Annotated in this window: 18 protein-coding genes and 1 tRNA gene; 12 read left to right on the forward strand and 7 right to left on the reverse strand. The window is 59.5% G+C overall.

From position 1 onward, the window contains the following. Positions 1-3 precede the first annotated feature (3 nt). From FIV03_RS01870 to FIV03_RS01895, 6 genes are all read right to left on the reverse strand, one after another. A complete protein-coding gene (locus FIV03_RS01870; protein ID WP_152508486.1) occupies positions 4-399 on the reverse strand; it encodes a GNAT family N-acetyltransferase in 396 nt (131 codons plus the stop codon). A 193-nt stretch (positions 400-592) separates the two neighbouring features. Further along, entirely contained in the window at positions 593-904 is a 312-nt protein-coding gene (locus tag FIV03_RS01875; protein ID WP_286202249.1) for a hypothetical protein, read from the reverse strand. A gap of 764 nt (positions 905-1,668) precedes the next feature. Beyond that, a tRNA-Arg gene (locus tag FIV03_RS01880) sits at positions 1,669-1,745 on the reverse strand. A gap of 215 nt (positions 1,746-1,960) precedes the next feature. Next, positions 1,961-3,433, reverse strand: coding sequence for a HAMP domain-containing sensor histidine kinase (locus FIV03_RS01885; RefSeq protein WP_152508487.1), 1,473 nt, complete (start codon positions 3,431-3,433; stop codon positions 1,961-1,963). An 82-nt stretch (positions 3,434-3,515) separates the two neighbouring features. Further along, positions 3,516-4,946 (reverse strand): FAD-dependent oxidoreductase, encoded by a 1,431-nt coding sequence (locus FIV03_RS01890; RefSeq protein WP_152508488.1) that lies wholly within the window; start codon positions 4,944-4,946, stop codon positions 3,516-3,518. A gap of 36 nt (positions 4,947-4,982) precedes the next feature. Beyond that, the gene (locus tag FIV03_RS01895; protein WP_023002253.1) at positions 4,983-5,804 is read right to left on the reverse strand and encodes a TVP38/TMEM64 family protein; all 822 of its coding nucleotides are present in this window, start codon (positions 5,802-5,804) and stop codon (positions 4,983-4,985) included. 325 nt (positions 5,805-6,129) lie between these two features. Here FIV03_RS01895 and rpmH point away from each other — a divergent pair, with 325 nt between their 5' ends. The 12 genes from rpmH (at position 6,130) to FIV03_RS01955 (ending at position 16,799) form a co-directional block, all read left to right on the forward strand. After that, positions 6,130-6,264 carry a 50S ribosomal protein L34 gene (rpmH, locus tag FIV03_RS01900; protein ID WP_006934271.1) on the forward strand — a complete coding sequence of 45 codons (135 nt, stop codon included), beginning with the start codon at positions 6,130-6,132 and terminating at the stop codon, positions 6,262-6,264. A 59-nt stretch (positions 6,265-6,323) separates the two neighbouring features. Then, positions 6,324-6,734: a ribonuclease P protein component gene (gene rnpA, locus FIV03_RS01905; protein ID WP_152508489.1), complete on the forward strand. Its 411-nt coding sequence runs from the start codon at positions 6,324-6,326 to the stop codon at positions 6,732-6,734. Continuing rightward, a complete protein-coding gene (gene yidC, locus FIV03_RS01910) occupies positions 6,731-8,551 on the forward strand; it encodes a membrane protein insertase YidC (protein ID WP_173013749.1) in 1,821 nt (606 codons plus the stop codon). Before rnpA ends, yidC begins: the two co-directional genes overlap by 4 nt. Before the next feature lie 462 nt (positions 8,552-9,013). Then, entirely contained in the window at positions 9,014-10,018 is a 1,005-nt protein-coding gene (locus tag FIV03_RS01915; protein ID WP_152508490.1) for a hypothetical protein, read from the forward strand. A gap of 408 nt (positions 10,019-10,426) precedes the next feature. Then, entirely contained in the window at positions 10,427-10,906 is a 480-nt protein-coding gene (locus tag FIV03_RS01920; RefSeq protein WP_286202250.1) for a transglycosylase domain-containing protein, read from the forward strand. Between the two features lie 228 nt (positions 10,907-11,134). Further along, the gene (locus FIV03_RS01925; protein ID WP_152508492.1) at positions 11,135-11,815 is read left to right on the forward strand and encodes a CatB-related O-acetyltransferase; all 681 of its coding nucleotides are present in this window, start codon (positions 11,135-11,137) and stop codon (positions 11,813-11,815) included. A 136-nt stretch (positions 11,816-11,951) separates the two neighbouring features. Then, positions 11,952-12,599 (forward strand): ribosome biogenesis GTP-binding protein YihA/YsxC, encoded by a 648-nt coding sequence (yihA, locus tag FIV03_RS01930; protein ID WP_023002260.1) that lies wholly within the window; start codon positions 11,952-11,954, stop codon positions 12,597-12,599. A 98-nt stretch (positions 12,600-12,697) separates the two neighbouring features. Continuing rightward, positions 12,698-13,585 (forward strand): acetylglutamate kinase, encoded by an 888-nt coding sequence (gene argB / locus FIV03_RS01935; protein ID WP_023002261.1) that lies wholly within the window; start codon positions 12,698-12,700, stop codon positions 13,583-13,585. Further along, positions 13,582-14,325: a pyrimidine 5'-nucleotidase gene (locus tag FIV03_RS01940; RefSeq protein WP_023002262.1), complete on the forward strand. Its 744-nt coding sequence runs from the start codon at positions 13,582-13,584 to the stop codon at positions 14,323-14,325. Before argB ends, FIV03_RS01940 begins: the two co-directional genes overlap by 4 nt. A gap of 133 nt (positions 14,326-14,458) precedes the next feature. Then, positions 14,459-15,361: a DUF817 domain-containing protein gene (locus FIV03_RS01945; RefSeq protein WP_152508493.1), complete on the forward strand. Its 903-nt coding sequence runs from the start codon at positions 14,459-14,461 to the stop codon at positions 15,359-15,361. A gap of 63 nt (positions 15,362-15,424) precedes the next feature. Beyond that, positions 15,425-16,288 carry a LysR substrate-binding domain-containing protein gene (locus tag FIV03_RS01950; protein WP_023002264.1) on the forward strand — a complete coding sequence of 288 codons (864 nt, stop codon included), beginning with the start codon at positions 15,425-15,427 and terminating at the stop codon, positions 16,286-16,288. Between the two features lie 130 nt (positions 16,289-16,418). Beyond that, complete coding sequence (locus tag FIV03_RS01955) at positions 16,419-16,799, forward strand: hypothetical protein (RefSeq protein ID WP_208997781.1); 381 nt, start codon at positions 16,419-16,421, stop codon at positions 16,797-16,799. Positions 16,800-16,865: 66 nt separating this feature from the next. Here the strand turns inward: FIV03_RS01955 and pcaF are convergent, their stop codons facing one another. Further along, positions 16,866-18,068: a 3-oxoadipyl-CoA thiolase gene (gene pcaF / locus FIV03_RS01960; RefSeq protein WP_152508494.1), complete on the reverse strand. Its 1,203-nt coding sequence runs from the start codon at positions 18,066-18,068 to the stop codon at positions 16,866-16,868.

The raw sequence follows: 18,068 nt of genomic DNA on the forward strand, positions 1-18,068 counted from the left end.
CCGTCAGGCGGTCGCCAGTTCCATGACCTGCGCCGGCTCCCTGCAACCGGGAAAGAGCTCGTATTCTACGTGTTCCACAACTGCAAATCCCAAAGATCCGTAAAAGGCGATCGCGCCTGTGCTGGCGCATAGCACCGTGACCTGCAGCCGCCTTGCGCTCGAACCTTCACGCTGAACATGCCGGATCAATCTGCGTCCGGTCCCCGATCTCTGGAACGCCTGGCTGATGTAACAGCCCCAGACATAGACAATTGCCCCGCGAGCTGCGTAGACGCAGCTTCCGACGATCCGGTCGTCATGAAACGCGAGGACCACCCGTTCATCCGTCGCAGGCAGAATGCCACCCAGATCTTCTCCGGCAAGGGATTCGACCATCGCAGTGGCAGTGTCGCTACCCAATTGTTCCTGGTAGGTTTCGCGCCAACACGTCGAAAGAAAAGCCCTGAGACGGGATCTGGGCAGCCCGTCTAATAGATCGCCATCAGACGCAAATTCGACCAGCTCCACCACGTTTCCTGTTCCTGGATCATCAGGCACTGACAGATGAGGAACACCTCTTCTCGCTGATGAGCGAAACCGGTTCTCCAGCAGCCTAACGGTGGCTTGAACCGAATGTTTTTTCAAGCAGCGTCGAACTGGAACCAGAAGCTGCTTCGCCAACCGCTTCAAGTTGATCCTGCGTGGTCATGCGCTCGTACGCTTCCCCATCGGACTGTATGCGATACTGCGGCATGCCATCGCGAGCAGGCAACCTGCCTGTCACACGATACGTCAGGCCGGACATGCCCTTGCCACCGAACACGTTTTTCAGGCGCACGGCCTGCCCTATCCTGAAACTGTGGTCTGAAGAGCCACCCGAGACTCTGCCGTGGCTGGTATTCGTGACCGTTTTCCTGGTCATCATGATTGGGTATCCTTTGATTTGAAGTATTCGCCGGCCGAGATCCGCCAAGTGACGCCACGCTATCGACAGATACGTGTATCGGCCCGTTCAACCGGCATACGGTGGCCGCTTCCGTAAATTGTCCTTGATCCGACGAGGCCAAATGCGTGACGGCAAGCGGTAAACATCTGCGCCGCCAAACGTGTCATGACCGATTTCGCGGGCACACTTGTCCAGGGAGGGCGCAGGCCTAAGCAGCACCCTGACAAGGAAAAAATACACTTATGTACTTTGAGTTTTTATGACAAAACAGGCGGTAAGATTGATTTATATTTTGTGCCGCACTTATTTTCCTAATTTTCAGCATACACATTTTACAATAATAATCAAACATCAAAATATTTTGAGACTTTTATTTCTTCCAATTCTTATGAAATGACCCCAAACGGCCCCTAGTAATAGGGACCACCCAAGCCGGGCGACCGTAATCACCAGCCCAAGAACATGCGGCGCGTGTCATCGGACCCAAGATCCGATTTCCCGGATCAGGCATGTTGGGATTCGGCAAACCACCCGCTGACAACCTGGCCTTCACACGAGATTGACGCCCCCGAGAACCTGTCCGGTCCATCGCATGGAAAGCAGGAACCCGATGCACGAATGTAGCCGTTGCAAAGACGGCAAATGCTGAAGTTGCTTCCTGGAAGCTGTCCAGACAGGCCGACAACGCTTCAGCGCAATGCACACAGGTGCAAGCAGATCAAATACTGATGGTGCAGGAAAAGTGGCGCACCGGGGAGGATTCGAACCCCCGACCCCCAGATTCGTAGTCTGGTGCTCTATCCAGCTGAGCTACCGGTGCGTATTTGCGAAGATCTTGTCATCTCGGTTGAACCTGCCGATGACCGGTCTTGGCGCTGCGGGGCGTGTCGTGTGCCCCGGACAGGGCGCTTACCTACTGCGGTCCGATGGGGATTGCAAGAACCTTTTTGAACTTTTTTTCAAAGAACTGTCACACAGTTCGGAAAGCCGCAGAACTCCTCGAGACTTAGCGGTGAATAAGATCGCCCTTCCCGCTCACGGCTTGCGGTCGGGAACCTCGAAACAGAAACATGTGCCGGTCCGGTTGTCTTCCAGCCGCACCGATCCGCCATGCGCCTTGAGCAATTCGGCGACAATCGCCAGCCCGAGACCGACGCCGCCGTTTTTCGAACCGCTGTGAAATGCCCTGAACAGTGCCTTGCGGATATTGTCCGGAATGCCCGGCCCCGTGTCTGAAACCCGAACTCGGACACATGTGCCCTCACGCTCGGCCTCGATGGTGATCCGGCGGACCAGCGTTTCGTCCTTTTCCGCCTCCAGCGCCTGAAAGGCATTGCGGACGAGATTGAGCATCACACGGAAGATCTGTTCCGGATCGGCGTCGATCTCGATTTCCACCGGCACCTTGTTGTCGAAACGCACCGTGGCATGATCCACGAGACCCAGCACGTCCGCCACGTCGTCACCGACACGCCTCAGAGCCAACAGACGGCGCTGCGGTGCCCGTTCCTGGGCCTTGCCGTAGGACATCACCGCCTGAGTGTAACCGACCGCCCTGTCGAGTGTTGCCAGGATCTTGGGGGCAAGGCGCTTGACCGTCGGGTCCGGCACATGCTCCAGGCGCTCCAGAAACAGCTGCGCAGAGGCCAGCAGGTTGCGGAGGTCGTGATTGATCTTGGAAACGGCCAGACCGAGGTCAGCAAGCCTCTGCTTTTGATGAAGCGCCCTTGAAAGAGCCTCCTCCATGCCCGCCAGACGGATTTCGGCGTCGCCGAGCTCGTCGCGGCGGCCGGAAATCGACATGATGCGCGAAGTATCTTCCGGGCTTTCGGCAAACCGTTCCATGGAGCGCGTCAGGCGGCGCAGCGGCCGGATGAACAATGCCCTGAGGGTGATGTAGACAAGGCTGGCGGTGATGATCGAAATCACCAGCGACAGTGCAAGAATGCGGCCGGAGAAGGCCAGCATGTCCTGTTGCAGGAGGCGCACGGGCAGGACGACATCGACATGCTCGGTATGGCCCATCTGGCCGGCACCGATGATACGCATGGCGCCGTCGCCACGATAGGTGAGGATCTCGAAACTGTGCAGGATGGCCGACCAGGGGGTGACTTCGGCCATGTCGACAACGAAGTCCATCTCGCCCGGCACATTGCTCATGGCGATCAGGCTGCGCCGCGAGCCTTCGTCGAGGGAAATCGCTAGAGCACCGGTTGTGCGCAGCAGTTCTTCCTGAAGACGCGGGGCGATGGTGTTGGTTTCCGCAAGCACAGAGGCCGCGACACCTGCCGTGGTCAGCCGGTCCGTGAGCCAGGTGTTTCGAAAATTGGCGATCGAGGGCACATAGATGAGGATTTCCGCAAGCATCACGAAAAGCACCGTCATCAACAGGAGTTTGCCTGACAGGCCGCCAAATCGATAATGCCCGAAGCCATCGCCGGGAGAAGCGGGCGTGGCGGCGGGTTCTTGCGGGACAGCCGATCCTTGCGGCGCGCCCTCATGTTTCATGTCACGTCTTTCCAAATCCCAAGGCCCCGGCCCCGCATCAGCGATGGTACCACAGCTTCTCTAAAACAGACGGCACCAGCGGTCACCCGAACAGACGCAGGAAACCGATCACTTTGCGCAGCCAAGCATTTTTGGGCGCTTCCGCATAGTAAGAAATTGCCGCACGGCGCACGAGTTCACCCAGTGTCGGATAGGGCGCGATGAACCCGGCAAGGTCCTTCATGGTCATCTTCTTCGACAGGGCGAGCGACAGAAGATTGATGACCTCTCCTGCCTGGGCACCCGCGATATCCGCGCCAAGCAGCCTGCCGCGCGGCCCGGCAATCAGCTTAAGGCGGCCCTTCGTGAGGCCTTCTGCCTGGGCCCTGTCATTGCCGGAATAGTCCGCCGTCAGCACCTTGACCTTGTCGCCATAGCGCGAGCGGGCCTCGGCTTCGCTCAGGCCGACATGACCAAGTTCCGGCGTTGTGTAGGTAACCCAGGGCACGATGTCGCTGGTCATGGAGACCGGCAGCCGGAACAGGATGGAGCGAATCGCAAGACCTGCCTGATAGCCGGCGACATGCGTAAACTGCAGACCGCCGGCAACGTCGCCAATGGCATAGACGCGCCGGTTGCTCGTTCGCAAACCCTTGTCGACAGCAATGCCTTTCCGGTCATGATCGATGCCAGCTTCTTCCAGGCCGAGACCGTCGACGTTGGGCGCACGGCCGGTCGCCACAAGCAGATGAGAGGCCTCCACCGTCACCGGCTTTCCATCCGCCTCCTTCGCACTGATCGCCAGTCCCGCACCGGATCGTCCAACCTTTTCGACAGCCGTTTCTTCCAGAATGTCTATGCCTTCGGCACGCAGGGTATCCAGCACCAAAGCCGCCAGTTCCGGATCGTCCTTGCCAAGAGCCTTCTGCGCTTCGAACACGGTGACTTTCGAACCAAGACGCCGGTGGGCCTGCGCCATTTCAAGACCGATTGGCCCGCCGCCGATAATCGCCAGATGCTCCGGACGATTGCGCAACTGGAACAGGGTTTCGTTGGTCAGATAGGGAACGTCCTCGAGGCCCGGTATGGGCGGAACGAAAGCGGAGGAACCCGTTGCGATGACAAAACGCCGGGCCTTGATACGGAACGCACCGGCCAACACCTCGTCGGTTCCGGTGAACCTTGCCGTCTCGCGCAGGACGGTGACGCCGAGGCCTTCGAAGCGTTCCTGGGAATCATGTGGCTCGATGGCGGCGATGACCTTGCGGACATGATCGTTCGCTTCGGCAAAGTCGACTTTCGGCTTGTCGCCATGCACTCCGAACCGGCTCGCAGCTTCCTGCGTATGCGCGGCCCTGGCGGCGGCCAGAAGCGCCTTGGAGGGCACACAGCCGTAGTTGAGGCAATCGCCGCCCATGAGCCCCTTTTCGATCAGCACCACCTCGACGCCAAAGGCCGCAGCGGCCGCGGCAACGGACAGGCCGGCGGAGCCTGCGCCAATCACGCAAATGTCCGGGGTCAGCAAATTGGCCATGACGGGCTCCGATTCGGCAGGAAACTGGCGGAAAGTTTAACGATTGCGGACTTTTTTCAAGATCACCGGAATGAGGCTGGCGATTCCGAGTGCAAAAAACGCCGCCAGCAGCTGTGGTGTTACCAAGGCAGCAACGTCGATCTGACAGGTTCCGGACGCCGCGCAGCCGGGGTTGGCAGCTTCCTGTGCCGCGATGACACTGTCGAGGCCGGAACCGATGAAGGTGAAGGCAAAGGTGCCCGGAATGATGCCGACAAACGTTGCAAGCGTGTAGGAGGGCAACGGCATCTTGAAGATTGCCGGGGCGATGTTGACCAGCCAGAAAGGGAATACCGGTGTCAGCCGCAGGAACAGGAGGTAGTGAAACGCATCCTTGCGAAACCCTTCGGCCAGACGGGCAAGGAAGGGGCCGGCCCGATTGGTGAGCACCTCACCGAAGGAGGATCTTGCAACAAGAAAGACGGCGCAGGCGCCGATCGTCGCGCCCAGAACCGTTGCGACACCGCCAATTACCCAGCCAAACAGAAAACCGCCCGCGATGGTCAGCAAGGATGCCCCGGGAAACGACAGGGCGACCGCCACGGTATAGATGGCCACATAGGCGAGAATGGCGAGCACCAGGTTCTGCTCGACATAGCCAGCAAGGTCCTGCCGCTGCATGATGAGGTTCGACAAGGTCAGCTGCTTGTGCAGGCCAAGCGCGAATCCGAGCACCATCAGGCCTGCGAGAACCGCCAGTGGAAGCCACTTTCTGAGCCTTTCGGCTGCCGTGCGTTCCTGCGTCTTTCCGCCGGTCTGCCCCGTGTCCTTCGGCGGCGTCATCCTGTTGGCCTCGTCACCCAGCATCCACTCTTCCATCAGCTCGCTTCTTGTCGCAGGGGCGCCCTGCTTTTTTGTTCTGATAGGCAGATGTACCTTAAACCTCGTAAAAAGAACTGTGCTTCACTGATAAGTGACGCTTGCCCGTTTCAGGTTCACCTGTGCGTGATCGAAAGGAAAACGCAGAATCTTAGGCGTGCAAAGTTGACTTGAGGCGGCATGGCCCTTATAAGCGCGCTCGACCGGGACATGCATTCGGACCCAAGGCTGGAAAAGCCGCGCTCTTCATGGCGCTTCGGGTGCTTCCTCCAAAGAATTTAAAAAATGAACAAGGGCCGCGCTCTTAGCCGCGCGGGGAAGAACAATGAAGCGTACGTATCAACCGAGCCGTCTTGTCCGCAAGCGTCGCCACGGCTTCCGCGCACGTATGGCCACCAAGAATGGTCGTCAGGTGCTTGCTCGTCGCCGCGCGAAGGGTCGCAAGAGCCTCAGCGCCTAATCGGCGACCAGCCCGCAGTGCGCCGGGTTGGCGGCGACTGCCAACACCAATCCGCCGCTATGGACAATTTGAAAAAGCGCTCCGAATTCCTGGCGGTCGCCAAAGGCGGCCGGCTGGGCCGGCGCGCTTTTGTCGTTCAGGGCTTGAACCGCGACAGCGACGACGCGTCGCGGGTTGGCTACACGGTTACCAAGAAAACCGGCAATTCGGTTATGCGCAGCCGCATAAAGCGGAGGCTTCGAGCCGCCGTGGCCGAACTTGCGCCCGAAGATATCCCGCAAAAGGCGGATTTCGTGCTTGTCGCTCGCGACAGCGCACTCACTCTTCCCTTTGAAAAAATCGTTGCAGACCTTAAGTCTGGCCTGAGCCAGGTGCTGGATCCGCAAACGCCGCGCGGACGGGGAAAACCGCGCCGGCAGGGCTCGCAGCCCAATCGAAACAGCGCAGGAAACAGGGGTAAATCCAGTTGATTTCTGAAAACCGCAACACGATTCTCGCGATCGTTCTGTCCCTGATTGTTCTGCTCGGCTGGCAATATTTCGTTGCCGCGCCTCAGTTGGAACGCCAGCAGGCCGAACTTCAGGCCCAGCAGGAGGCCGCTCAAAAGGCCGCGACCGGCACAACAAACCCGGATGCACCGCAACCGACCGGTTCGCAGGGCGCCAACACCGCGGCACCGGCGGCCGGGCAACAGGCCGCCTTTGCCAACCGGGATACTGCGCTTGCCGCTTCCCAGCGCGTGACCATCGATACGCCCAGCCTTGAAGGGTCGCTCAATCTGAAAGGCGGCCGCCTCGACGATATCCGGCTGAAGGACTATCACGAGACCGTCGACAAGAGCAGCCCGACCATCGTGCTGTTCTCACCGTCCGGCAGCCCCAAGCCCTACTACGCTGATTACGGCTGGGTCGGCGATCCGGGTTCGAACATCGCCCTGCCCGGCCCAGATACCATCTGGTCCATCGACGGCGAGACGACACTGACCCCGTCGACACCCGTGACACTGTCCTGGGACAATGGTGCTGGCCTCATCTTCAAGCGGACGTTCTCTGTCGACGACAACTACATGTTCACCGTCAATCAGGCGGTCGAAAACACCGGCGCCGACGCGGTAACGCTTTATCCCTACGGACTGATCGCTCGCAAGGGCATGCCGGAAACCAACGGCATCTACATTCTCCATGAAGGCCTGCTCGGCGTCTTCGGCGCGGACGGCCTCAAGGAAGTCGATTACGACGATCTGATGGAAGAAGGCTCCATCCGGCCGTCCAAGGTCGACCAGGGCTGGCTCGGCATCACCGACAAGTACTGGGCCGCGACGCTCATCCCGACCCCGGGTCAGGAATTCCAGCCGGGCTTCAGCCACTCCGCCACCACCGACGTCTTCCAGGCCGACTATCTCGGCAACGGTGTGACCATTGCAGGCGGTGCGACCGGCGAAAGCAGCTCGTATCTGTTTGCCGGCGCCAAGGAAACCAAGGTTCTCGACGGTTACGAGGAAGCGCTCGGTATCGAACGGTTCGAACTCCTCATCGACTGGGGCTGGTTCTACTTCCTCACCAAACCGATGTTCTTCGCGATCGACTGGTTCTTCCACCTGTTCGGCAACTTCGGTGTCGCCATCCTGGTCGTCACCGTTATCGTCAAGCTGATCTTCTTCCCGCTCGCCAACAAGTCCTACGTCTCCATGAGCAAGATGAAGCTCGTGCAGCCGCAGATGACGGAAATTCGGGAGAAATATTCCGACGACCGGCAGAAGCAGCAACAGGCGTTGATGGAGCTCTACAAGAAAGAGAAGATCAACCCGCTGGCCGGCTGTCTGCCGATCCTGGTGCAGATCCCGGTGTTCTTCGCACTCTACAAGGTGCTGTACGTCACCATCGAAATGCGCCACGCACCGTTCTTCGGCTGGATCCAGGATCTTTCGGCACCGGACCCGACCACCATCTTCAACCTGTTCGGCCTGATCCCCTGGGATCCGCCGCAGATGCTGATGCTGGGCGTCTGGCCGCTGATCATGGGGATCACCATGTTCATCCAGATGAAGATGAACCCGGCTCCGCCCGATCCGACCCAGCAGATGATTTTCACCTGGATGCCCGTGATCTTCACCTTCATGCTGGCCTCTTTCCCGGCCGGTCTGGTGATCTACTGGGCATGGAACAACACCCTGTCCGTGACGCAGCAGTATGTGATCATGCGCCGTCAGGGAGCCAAGGTGGAGCTCTGGGACAATCTGGGGGCGCTCTTCAAACGCAAGAAGCCAGCTCCCGACGACAAGAGTTAGTCCTCTGGCAGTTGCCTGAAAACAATAAGCCCCGCCAACCGGCGGGGCTTATTCATTGAGAGGCCGGTCATCGAACCTTTTGATGTTCTTATGACGCCCCCTGACTTCCGTCGGCAGGACATTGCCGACTTTGTCCCGCTCCGCCTGTCGAGTGAATGTTCGGCATGGAAATGACCGGCAAGAGTTCGCCATTTCTCGACAAGACCCAGCGTTGACCACTTCAAGGCCCATGCGAGCGCAGTGACGGGCGTCACTGGCCATTTGGCCCCTCTTCCATCAAATTGTCTGCCAGAGACGCAAAAGCTTGTGCGGCCGGGTGCTCGCAGCCGAAAGCGCCTGCTCAATACCCGGTGACACAAGCCAGCCAACCAACACCTGAAACTGAAACCGGCACACAGCAAAGCGTGCGCCTGATCCCTTTTGTGCGGCCGCAAGCATGGCCACATCGTGGAGAACGTGAACATGTACGCAGACTACGACGCCTTCAAAGCAGCGGTTGAACCTCACTGGCAGCGATACTGGGACGACAACGCGTGGGTTCAAAGCTGGTCCAACTGGCAGGATCGGGACAAAATGGACCAGTTTTGCCAGGCTGCTTACAATCTCTACAGGGCTGCCGCAAATAACCGATTGCCATACACCTTGCTTGGCGGCACCGGTATCCGGATGTGCAAAAACCTGATCGCAAACTTCGGTGTGACGGCTGCCAGCGGCATCCAGGAAGACGTAACCAGGAAGCATGTCCAGACGGAACAAAGAGCCCGCAACGAAGGCAAGGGCACGCACACGGACGCGGACAAGAATATCATCCCTTCCGTGCCCGTCACAGGAGGCGCCATCCTAAGTGAAAAGAAGTGGACGCCTCTTCTAAACGATGCACTCATCATCGGTGCGATCACTGCCCACAAGACCTTCAGTCTGACGCTGGAAACCGCTGAGGCCGGCCTTTTTCGCCAGTGCGGCGAGGATTTGCTGGACGAAGAGGTCCCGAAACTGCAGAAGATTCTGCCGCATGTAACCAACCGGAGAAATGCAGAGCACCTTGTGAAGGGAACCGTGGACTATCAAAAGAACCACTGGAAGGAGTTCATGAACCGGAACGCCGGCATGTTCTGGACCTTCGGACAGTACACGGACAGACAAACCAACAGGAAAGCATCATTCCAGAACCCGCGTGTGCTGGCGCGCGAACTGCTTGGCCTGGCGTTTTTCGGCTATCAGCCTGCGTTCGGACAAGGTGAGCTCTATTTCAAGCCACCGAAGGACAACGCCCCGGACCCGACATTCCAAGCCTATGTGAGAGGGCTTAATGATATCGGATTTCACGAAGGCAACAGACACACACGCATCAGGTTGATGTCGAGAATCTCCGAATTCCTGTTCGACGACCCGAGGGCAGTCCAAATGCCGCAGGACAGGGCTTTTGGTGAAAGGCGTGTCGACGCCCGGGTTCGCATTCCCACCTGAACGCTACTCCAGAAACCGGTGCCACCTGTCGGGTCCACTTTCGACGCGGCTCTCGACCGACCAGAAGAACCCCATTCAAGCGGGACTTTTCAAGTCGTCGCCTGCCAGACTTCCCCACGGCGCCCGATGTGAAAAACGCAGGCAGGCGCCGTCTTTAGGCCTCGTTTCCATCATGACAGTGCCCGCTTTGCCCGACACGGTTCGAGATATATTTCCGGAGGTGTCCCTTGCGCGTACTCAAAATCCTTTCCGCCCTCGTCCTGCTTCTGACTGCAGCCGCCTTTTGTTTACGGATTTGCCGGTTATCTCGATGCCCGAGCCGATGCCTTTCGCCTGTCCGCGCGCGCCGACAGGCTGATTGCCGGCGGCCGAGGCGGTGTCGATCTCGGGCCGAGGCAACTTGCGAAATTGCTGCAGGTCGAGGATCCCGGCTTTGTGGACCATTCCGGCGTGGATCTTTCCAGTGCCGGAGGCGGTCTCACCACAATTACCCAATCGCTTGCCAAACGCGTCGGTTTCGAAACATTCCATCCCGGTATCGCCAAGATCCGGCAGACCGGTTACGCAATCGGGCTGGAACATGAGCTTACCAAGCAGGAAATTCTGGCTCTCTGGCTCGACACCCTGGAAATGGGCCATGGGCCCGACGGTTGGATGACCGGGTTCTTCAGGGCAAGCAATGCCATTTACGGGAAAGCTCCGGCAGAGCTTTCCGAGAGGGAATTTCTCTCCCTTGTCGCGGTCCTTATCGCCCCGTCCACATACCATCTTGGAAAAGACGATCCGAAACTTGAAGACCGAGTTGCGCGGATCGAACGCCTGGTTGCCGGCAGTTGCAAACCGCTGGACAATGGCGACGTCTGGCTGGAAGGCTGCCGCGACAAATAGACAAGCCCTAAAAGGTTCCACCTTGACCGGCGCCGGAACCTCGTGTTTTTATCCGGCACCTTGACGCGAGGCTCTCGCGTCTTTCAACCGATCCCGTTTGGAGTGCCTGGACCAATGATCCGATAAAGCAAGACCTGATCCGCAAGGCGAAGCCGCTCACCGGCAGGTCAACCGCGTCCGACACGCGTTTTCCAGTTTCCCTTGTTTTCTTGCTTTTAAGGAGGCCCCATGCACGGCCCGTCCCCCGACACGCTCTATCCCTTCAACGGCGAACCGCACACGGTTTACCTGAAAAACGTGATCACCCGCCCTACCATCGAAGTGGGCGACTTCACCTATTACAACGATGAAAACCACGCAGCGGAGTTTGAAAGCCGCAATGTGCGCTATCACTTCGACTTTGTCGGCGACCGGCTGAAGATCGGGAAGTTCTGTGCGCTGGCGCAGGGAACGACGTTCATCATGAGTGGTGCCAACCATGCCATGACGGGTTTTTCGACCTACCCTTTCAACATCTTCCATAACGGTTGGGAACAGGGCTTCGATCCTGCGACCATTTTCGAACACCTGAAGGGAGATACCATTGTCGGACATGATGTCTGGTTCGGAACCAATGCAACGGTGATGCCCGGTGTCACCATCTGCTCCGGGGCAATCATCGGCGCGCACGCGGTGGTCGCGTCCGACGTCCCGCCCTATGCGGTGGTGGTCGGCAACCCTGCCCGGGTGGTAAAACTCCGGTTTGATGAAGCCACTATCGAACGGCTGCTTGAAATCGCCTGGTGGGATTGGCCGGCCGAGACGATCTCCCGGAACCTCAATGCGATCCGCGGCGCGGATATCGAGGCCCTGGAGGCCGCAGCGACAGGGTTGGGCGGTGAGTGTGATGCCAAACGAAACAGCGCCTGATCCGAACGGTCCGGCCGTGCGGACCAAAAGACCTGCAAGGCGTCCCTTTCATAAGGGTGCGCCTTGCGGGGTTGCAGGCTTGAACCGGCACGCCAAAACTAGTGACGGTTGCTTTCAGGCAGGGTAGAAGGCGCTTATGAGCGAAGAACAAAAATATTCCGATGAAGACCTCGAAGCCGGCCGGCTGATGTTCTGCCGTCCGTGGGATTTTCTCACCAGCGTCACCGACATGGCCAACCTGCCAGAAGCGGCCGGAGCGGAGATCGCCTTTGCGGGGCGGTCGAACGTCGGCAAGTCCAGCCTGATCAACGCGCTGACCGGCCGCAAGGACCTTGCCCGGACTTCGGCAACCCCGGGCCGGACACAGATGCTGAACTTCTTCATTGCTCCCGAGACGCCGCTGACGATCGTCGACATGCCAGGATATGGCTATGCGCAGGCGCCCAAGGAACTGGTGGAAGCCTGGACCCAGCTGGTGTTTTCCTATCTGCGTGGTCGGCCGAACCTGCGCCGCGTGATCCTTCTGATCGACAGCCGTCACGGCATCAAGAAGAACGATCTCGAAGCGATGGAACTGCTCGACAAGGCAGCCGTCGTCTATCAGGTCGTGCTGACCAAAGCCGACAAGATCAAACCGCCGCAACTCGTTCGCCTCATCGAGGACACGAAGGCAATCCTGCGCAAGCGGGTCGCCGCCCATCCGGAGATTCTGGCCACGTCCTCGGAAAAGAACCGCGGTGTCGACGAACTGCGGGCGGAGCTGTTTCTTCTGGCCACCCAGTGACCCGTCACTCCTGCGCCGATTGTGAAGCCACTTCAAACCGGCTATAGCAGGGGACTTTCGCGAGACGTTTTCCCAGCCACGGTGAGTATTTCCGTTCCATGACCACGCCTGACACCGCCACACGCGCCAACATCATTGCCCATGCCCTGCCTTACATGCAGCGCTACGACAACAAGACCGTTGTCGTGAAATACGGCGGCCATGCCATGGGTGATCCGGAACTCGGCCAGGCCTTCGCACGCGACATCACGCTGCTGCGCCAGTCCGGGGTCAATCCGGTGGTGGTTCATGGCGGCGGGCCGCAGATCGGCAAGATGCTGCAGCGGCTGAACATCGTCAGCGAGTTCAAGGGCGGTCTGCGCGTCACCGACAGGGCCACCGTCGAAGTGGTCGAGATGGTTCTTGCCGGTTCGATCAACAAGGAAATCGTCCAGCTGATCAATGCCGAAGGCGGCCGCGCGGTCGGACTGTGCGGCAAGGACGGCAACCTGGTGACCGCCCGCAAGCTGACCCGGACCGTGGTTGATCCGGACAGCAACATCGAAAGCGTTCTCGATCTCGGCTTCGTCGGCGAACCGGACAAGGTCGACCCGACCGTTTTGAAGCTGGTGCTCAAGGAAGACATCATTCCGGTTGTCGCCCCGGTCGCCCCGGGCGAAGACGGCGAGACCTACAACATCAACGCCGACACCGCTGCCGGCGCCATTGCGGGCTCGCTCAACGCCAAACGGCTGCTGTTCCTGACGGACGTGCCCGGCGTTCTGGACAAGGACGGCAACCTGATCAAGCAGCTCACCGTTGCCAAGGCGCATGAGCTGATTGCCGACGGCACCATTTCCGGCGGCATGATCCCCAAGGTCGAAACCTGTATCGAAGCTTTGGACCGCGGCGTTGAAGGCGTTGTCATCTTGAACGGCAAGGTACCGCACGCGGTGCTGCTGGAACTGTTCACCGACGGCGGCGCAGGGACGTTGATCCGCCCGTGACAGGAAAACGCCCCCTGCCCCACGAGGGCCCGCAGGCTCATCGCCGCGACCTGAGGATCTTCAAAGGCGTCGAAGCCTGGGTCTTCGATCTGGACAATACGCTCTACCCGCACGAGAGCGACCTCTTCCCGCAGATCAACGAGCAGATCTCGCGCTATGTGCAGAAGATCCTGAACCTGCCGCCCGATGAGGCGATGGCGCATCAGAAGGAACTCTATCACGAGTTCGGCACGACCCTGCGCGGGCTGATGACCAACCACGCCATCGACCCGGACGACTACCTGCGTTTCGTCCATGATATCGACTACTCGACCCTGAAACCCGATCCGGACCTTGCAGCCGCGATCGAGGCCTTGCCGGGCCGGAAGTTCATCTTCACCAACGGCGACCGCCCACATGCGGAACGCACGGCGGCTGCGCTCGGCATCGCGGATCATTTCGAGGATATCTTCGACATCGTCTCGGCGGATCTTGTGCCCAAGCCCAACAAGGTCACCTACGAACGTTTCCTGGCACATACCGGCGTCGCGCCGGCACGTGCTGCCATGTTTGAGGACCTGGCCAAGAACCTGAGCGTGCCGCATGCGCTTGGCATGTGCACGACGTTGATCCTGCCGACCGGCACGCGGGACGTGTTCCAGGAAACCTGGGACATGGAAGGCGAACCCTATCCGCATGTGGATTTCGTCACCGATGAACTGACCGGTTTCCTGAAGGCCGTGCTCGGCGCCATCAGCTAGCGCCCGACCGCAGGTCAGCCCGCAATATTGCAGAAAACTGTGAAGGCACTGCACAGTTCCTGCACATCGCCAGATGCATAGAAGACCTGCCGGCCCCTTGCGGACCGGCCGGTATCTTCAGCTGAGGCGTTACATGTTACCCACCGGGATCGTCCAACCTCTACAAGCCCCCTCCCGTCCAGGCTCCGGAACGGAAAGGCTCATCAATCACCTCCTGCACAGGCTGCGTCCGGTCTTCGGCAAGGGCCTGTTCGGTCTGGCGGCGACGGAGTTTCTCGCCTTCGGCCTGAAGCAGACCTATGCCTGCATCTTCGGCGGCCTGTTGCTCGCAATCATCCTTCTGACGCGGTTCGTCTATCCGGAAGACGCCGCACTCAGTCGCTACGACTTCCTGTTTCTCGCGGCCCTCGGTCTTCAGATAGCAATGCTGGCCACGCGTCTGGAAACGCTGGACGAAGCCAGGATCATCCTGATCTTTCATGTGGTCGGCACGGTCATGGAGATTTTCAAGACCTCCGCCGGGTCCTGGGTCTATCCGGAGGAAAGCCTGTTCCGCATCGGTGACGTGCCCCTGTTCACCGGGTTCATGTATGCCTCCGTCGGCAGCTATCTCGCCCGCGTTTCCCGGATCTTCCACTTCGCCTATAGCGGTTATCCGCCGTTGTGGACCACATGGCTGTTCGCGCTCGCGATCTACGTGAATTTCTTCAGCCACCATTTCATCATCGACCTGCGGCTTGGCCTTTTCGTCTTCTTGTTTTTGCTCTTTGGACGAACCTGGGTACATTATTCGGTGTTCCGCTACAGGCACAAGATGCCGCTGGTGCTGGGCTTTTTTCTGGTCGCCCTGTTCATCTGGATTGCGGAGAATATCGGCACTTTCGCCCGCGCCTGGCAGTATCCCGACCAGGCCGATGCATGGACACTGGTTTCAATCGCAAAGTTGAATGCATGGGTGCTTCTGATGATCATTTCCTTTGTACTGGTCACCCTTGTGAACAGGCCGAAAAGGGAAAGTTCCGCCGAAAATGCCTGACCGATCTCGACAGGGTCTCCGGGGTTCATTATTGAAGAATATTCAACTTTCCGGAGATCGACCATGGCGTCCCTGCGTGCGCTACATGCCTTTTCCCTGCTGGCCCGCCACGGGCGTGCGTCGCTTGCGGCCGAAAAGCTCGGGGTTTCGCCTTCGGCGCTGTCCCACCTGATGCGCAAGCTGGAAAACGAGCTTGGTGCGACGCTGGTCAACCGGGATGGGCGTGGGCTCACCCTGACAGAAGAAGGACAGCGCCTGGCCCTGAGCATGGGCGATGCCTTCGACCGCATCGAAGAGGCTGTCGACAGCTTCCGTCGGCGCGGCCGGACGGAGCTGAGGATCAGCACCGTCTCGACCTTTGCCACCCGCTGGCTGATCCCCCGCTTGCCGGATTTCCAGGCGAGCCAGCCGGATGTGGAACTGCTGTTGTCCGCCTCCACTCGCATGGTTGATCTCGATCGCGAAAACTACGATTGCGCCATACGGCTGGGCACCGGCAACTGGCCGAGTGTCGAGAGCCACCTCTTGTGGAAGGAACACCTGGCGGTGGCCCTGGCACCCGGTCTGCTGCGTGGCAAGGATGCCACCGACACATCCGTTCTGAGCGGCCTCAGGCTTCTGCACAGCGCCTCGCGGCGTGGCGACTGGGTGCGTTGGCTGGAGGAGGCCGGGCTCAGCCATTCCGACACGAAATCGGGAACCGTGCTGCAGAGCCGGGATCTTGCCATCCAGGCTGCCATAGCAGGCATGGGCGCGATCGTGATCGACAGACGCTTCGTCTCCCAGGAACTGGAGGCAGGACACCTGATCATGCCGGACTGGAAACTGGTTGAACTGGAGACCGGATACTGGTTTGTGCGCTCGCCCGCCCGCACCTTGACCCGCCCCGTGGCCGCCTTCCGGGACTGGCTGCAAACCACTGTCTGAACACTGCAATTGGCAACACCTGCTTGCCATCTTCTTCAAAAAGGCCCCATTATTTGCGCGAGCTGCCAGATATCCATTCAGCACGATGGTCTGACGCAGCTTTTCATGGGGATACTTTGGGGGAAGTATTATGCGTAAGGGGCTTTTGAGCGCCGTCTTGTTGGCGTTCTCATTTGTTTATTTTGCCGCCGCTGCCTTGCCGGCATCAGCGGAAACACTGCACTGGCGGTTCGAAAGCAAACATCCGAACATTGTCGATGTGGAACTCTATTCCGATACCCGCCGCGGACACGTCTGGCCGGGCAACAAGAAGATCTACGTGCTCGACGACTTTTCGACGAAGACGATCAACATATCCTGCCAGCGCGGCGAAAAGGTCTGCTATGGCGCCTGGGTGCGAAATCGCAACAATCTCTACTGGGGCGTGGGCTACAAGAACCGCAATCGCTGTTCCAACTGCTGCTACACCTGCAATGGCGGTCAGACCAAGGTGATCGTCCTCAATCCTTGAGGAGCAGATAGCGAAACGGCCGGACGTGATGCCCGGCCGTTCCACCTGACAATTGCCGACCGACGATCAGACGCCTTCGAGCGCGATCGCGATACCCTGGCCGACACCGATGCACATGGTTGCAAGAGCGCGCTTTTCGCCGCGCTGCTGCAGCTCCAGAGCGGCCGTGCCGGCAATGCGTGCGCCTGACATGCCGAGCGGGTGCCCGAGTGCGATGGCGCCGCCGTTCGGATTGACGTGGGGTGCATCCTCGGCAATTCCGAGCTGGCGCAGGACGGCAATGCCCTGGCTTGCGAAGGCTTCGTTGAGTTCGACAACATCGAAATCAGTCGGCTTGATGCCAAGCCGTTCGCACAGCTTTTTGGTTGCCGGTGCCGGGCCGATGCCCATGATGCGCGGTTCGACACCTGCAGTCGCACCGCCGGAAATGCGGGCGATCGGCGTCAGACCGTACTTGCGGATCGCTGCCTCGGACGCAACGATCAGGGCTGCCGCACCGTCATTGACGCCGGACGCGTTGCCCGCGGTGACGCTGCCGCCTTCGCGGAAGGGTGCCCGCAGTTTGGCCAGAGCTTCCAGCGAGGTTGCACGCGGATGTTCGTCCCTGTCGACGACAATCGGATCGCCCTTGCGCTGGGGGATGGTCACCGGCGTGATTTCCCGTGCCAGACGTCCGTTTTCCTGTGCTGCCGCCGCCTTTTCTTGCGAGCGCAGAGCAAAGGCGTCTTGGTCCTCGCGGGAGACGGCATAATCTTCGGCAACATTCTCGCCGGTTTCGGGCATGGAATCGATGCCGTATTGCTTCTTCATCAGCGGGTTGACGAAACGCCAGCCGATGGTGGTGTCGAAAATCTCGTTCTGGCGTGAAAACGCTGTTTCCGCCTTGGGCATGACGAAGGGAGCGCGGGACATGGATTCCACGCCGCCGGCAATCGCCAGCTCCATTTCACCCGCCTTGATGGCCCGGGCCGCACTGATGACCGCATCCATGCCCGAACCGCACAGGCGGTTCAACGTGGTGCCGGGCACGGTTTCCGGCAGCCCGGCAAGCAGCAGGCTCATGCGCGCCACGTTGCGGTTGTCTTCACCAGCCTGGTTGGCGCAGCCGAAAAAGACTTCCTCGACCGCCGCCCAGTCCATGTCCTGATTACGCTCCATCAGCGCTTTCAGCGGAATGGCGCCAAGGTCATCGGCGCGGACGGAGGACAGCGCCCCGCCGAAGCGGCCGATGGGCGTACGGATATAGTCGCAGATAAAGGCTTCAGCCAT

The organism is Labrenzia sp. THAF187b (assembly GCF_009363375.1).
In the GTDB taxonomy this organism is placed as follows: domain Bacteria; phylum Pseudomonadota; class Alphaproteobacteria; order Rhizobiales; family Stappiaceae; genus Roseibium; species Roseibium algicola.

Bases quoted from the DNA above. Each gene is read 5' to 3' on its own strand.
- FIV03_RS01875 (WP_286202249.1), bottom strand. From the start codon at position 904: ATGATGACCAGGAAAACGGTCACGAATACCAGCCACGGCAGAGTCTCG.
- FIV03_RS01885 (WP_152508487.1), bottom strand. From the start codon at position 3,433: ATGAAACATGAGGGCGCGCCGCAAGGATCGGCTGTCCCGCAAGAACCC.
- FIV03_RS01890 (WP_152508488.1), bottom strand. From the start codon at position 4,946: ATGGCCAATTTGCTGACCCCGGACATTTGCGTGATTGGCGCAGGCTCC.
- FIV03_RS01895 (WP_023002253.1), bottom strand. From the start codon at position 5,804: ATGGAAGAGTGGATGCTGGGTGACGAGGCCAACAGGATGACGCCGCCG.
- rpmH (WP_006934271.1), top strand. From the start codon at position 6,130: ATGAAGCGTACGTATCAACCGAGCCGTCTTGTCCGCAAGCGTCGCCAC.
- rnpA (WP_152508489.1), top strand. From the start codon at position 6,324: ATGGACAATTTGAAAAAGCGCTCCGAATTCCTGGCGGTCGCCAAAGGC.
- FIV03_RS01915 (WP_152508490.1), top strand. From the start codon at position 9,014: ATGTACGCAGACTACGACGCCTTCAAAGCAGCGGTTGAACCTCACTGG.
- FIV03_RS01925 (WP_152508492.1), top strand. From the start codon at position 11,135: ATGCACGGCCCGTCCCCCGACACGCTCTATCCCTTCAACGGCGAACCG.
- yihA (WP_023002260.1), top strand. From the start codon at position 11,952: ATGAGCGAAGAACAAAAATATTCCGATGAAGACCTCGAAGCCGGCCGG.
- argB (WP_023002261.1), top strand. From the start codon at position 12,698: ATGACCACGCCTGACACCGCCACACGCGCCAACATCATTGCCCATGCC.
- FIV03_RS01945 (WP_152508493.1), top strand. From the start codon at position 14,459: ATGTTACCCACCGGGATCGTCCAACCTCTACAAGCCCCCTCCCGTCCA.
- FIV03_RS01950 (WP_023002264.1), top strand. From the start codon at position 15,425: ATGGCGTCCCTGCGTGCGCTACATGCCTTTTCCCTGCTGGCCCGCCAC.
- FIV03_RS01955 (WP_208997781.1), top strand. From the start codon at position 16,419: ATGCGTAAGGGGCTTTTGAGCGCCGTCTTGTTGGCGTTCTCATTTGTT.
- pcaF (WP_152508494.1), bottom strand. From the start codon at position 18,068: ATGGCTGAAGCCTTTATCTGCGACTATATCCGTACGCCCATCGGCCGC.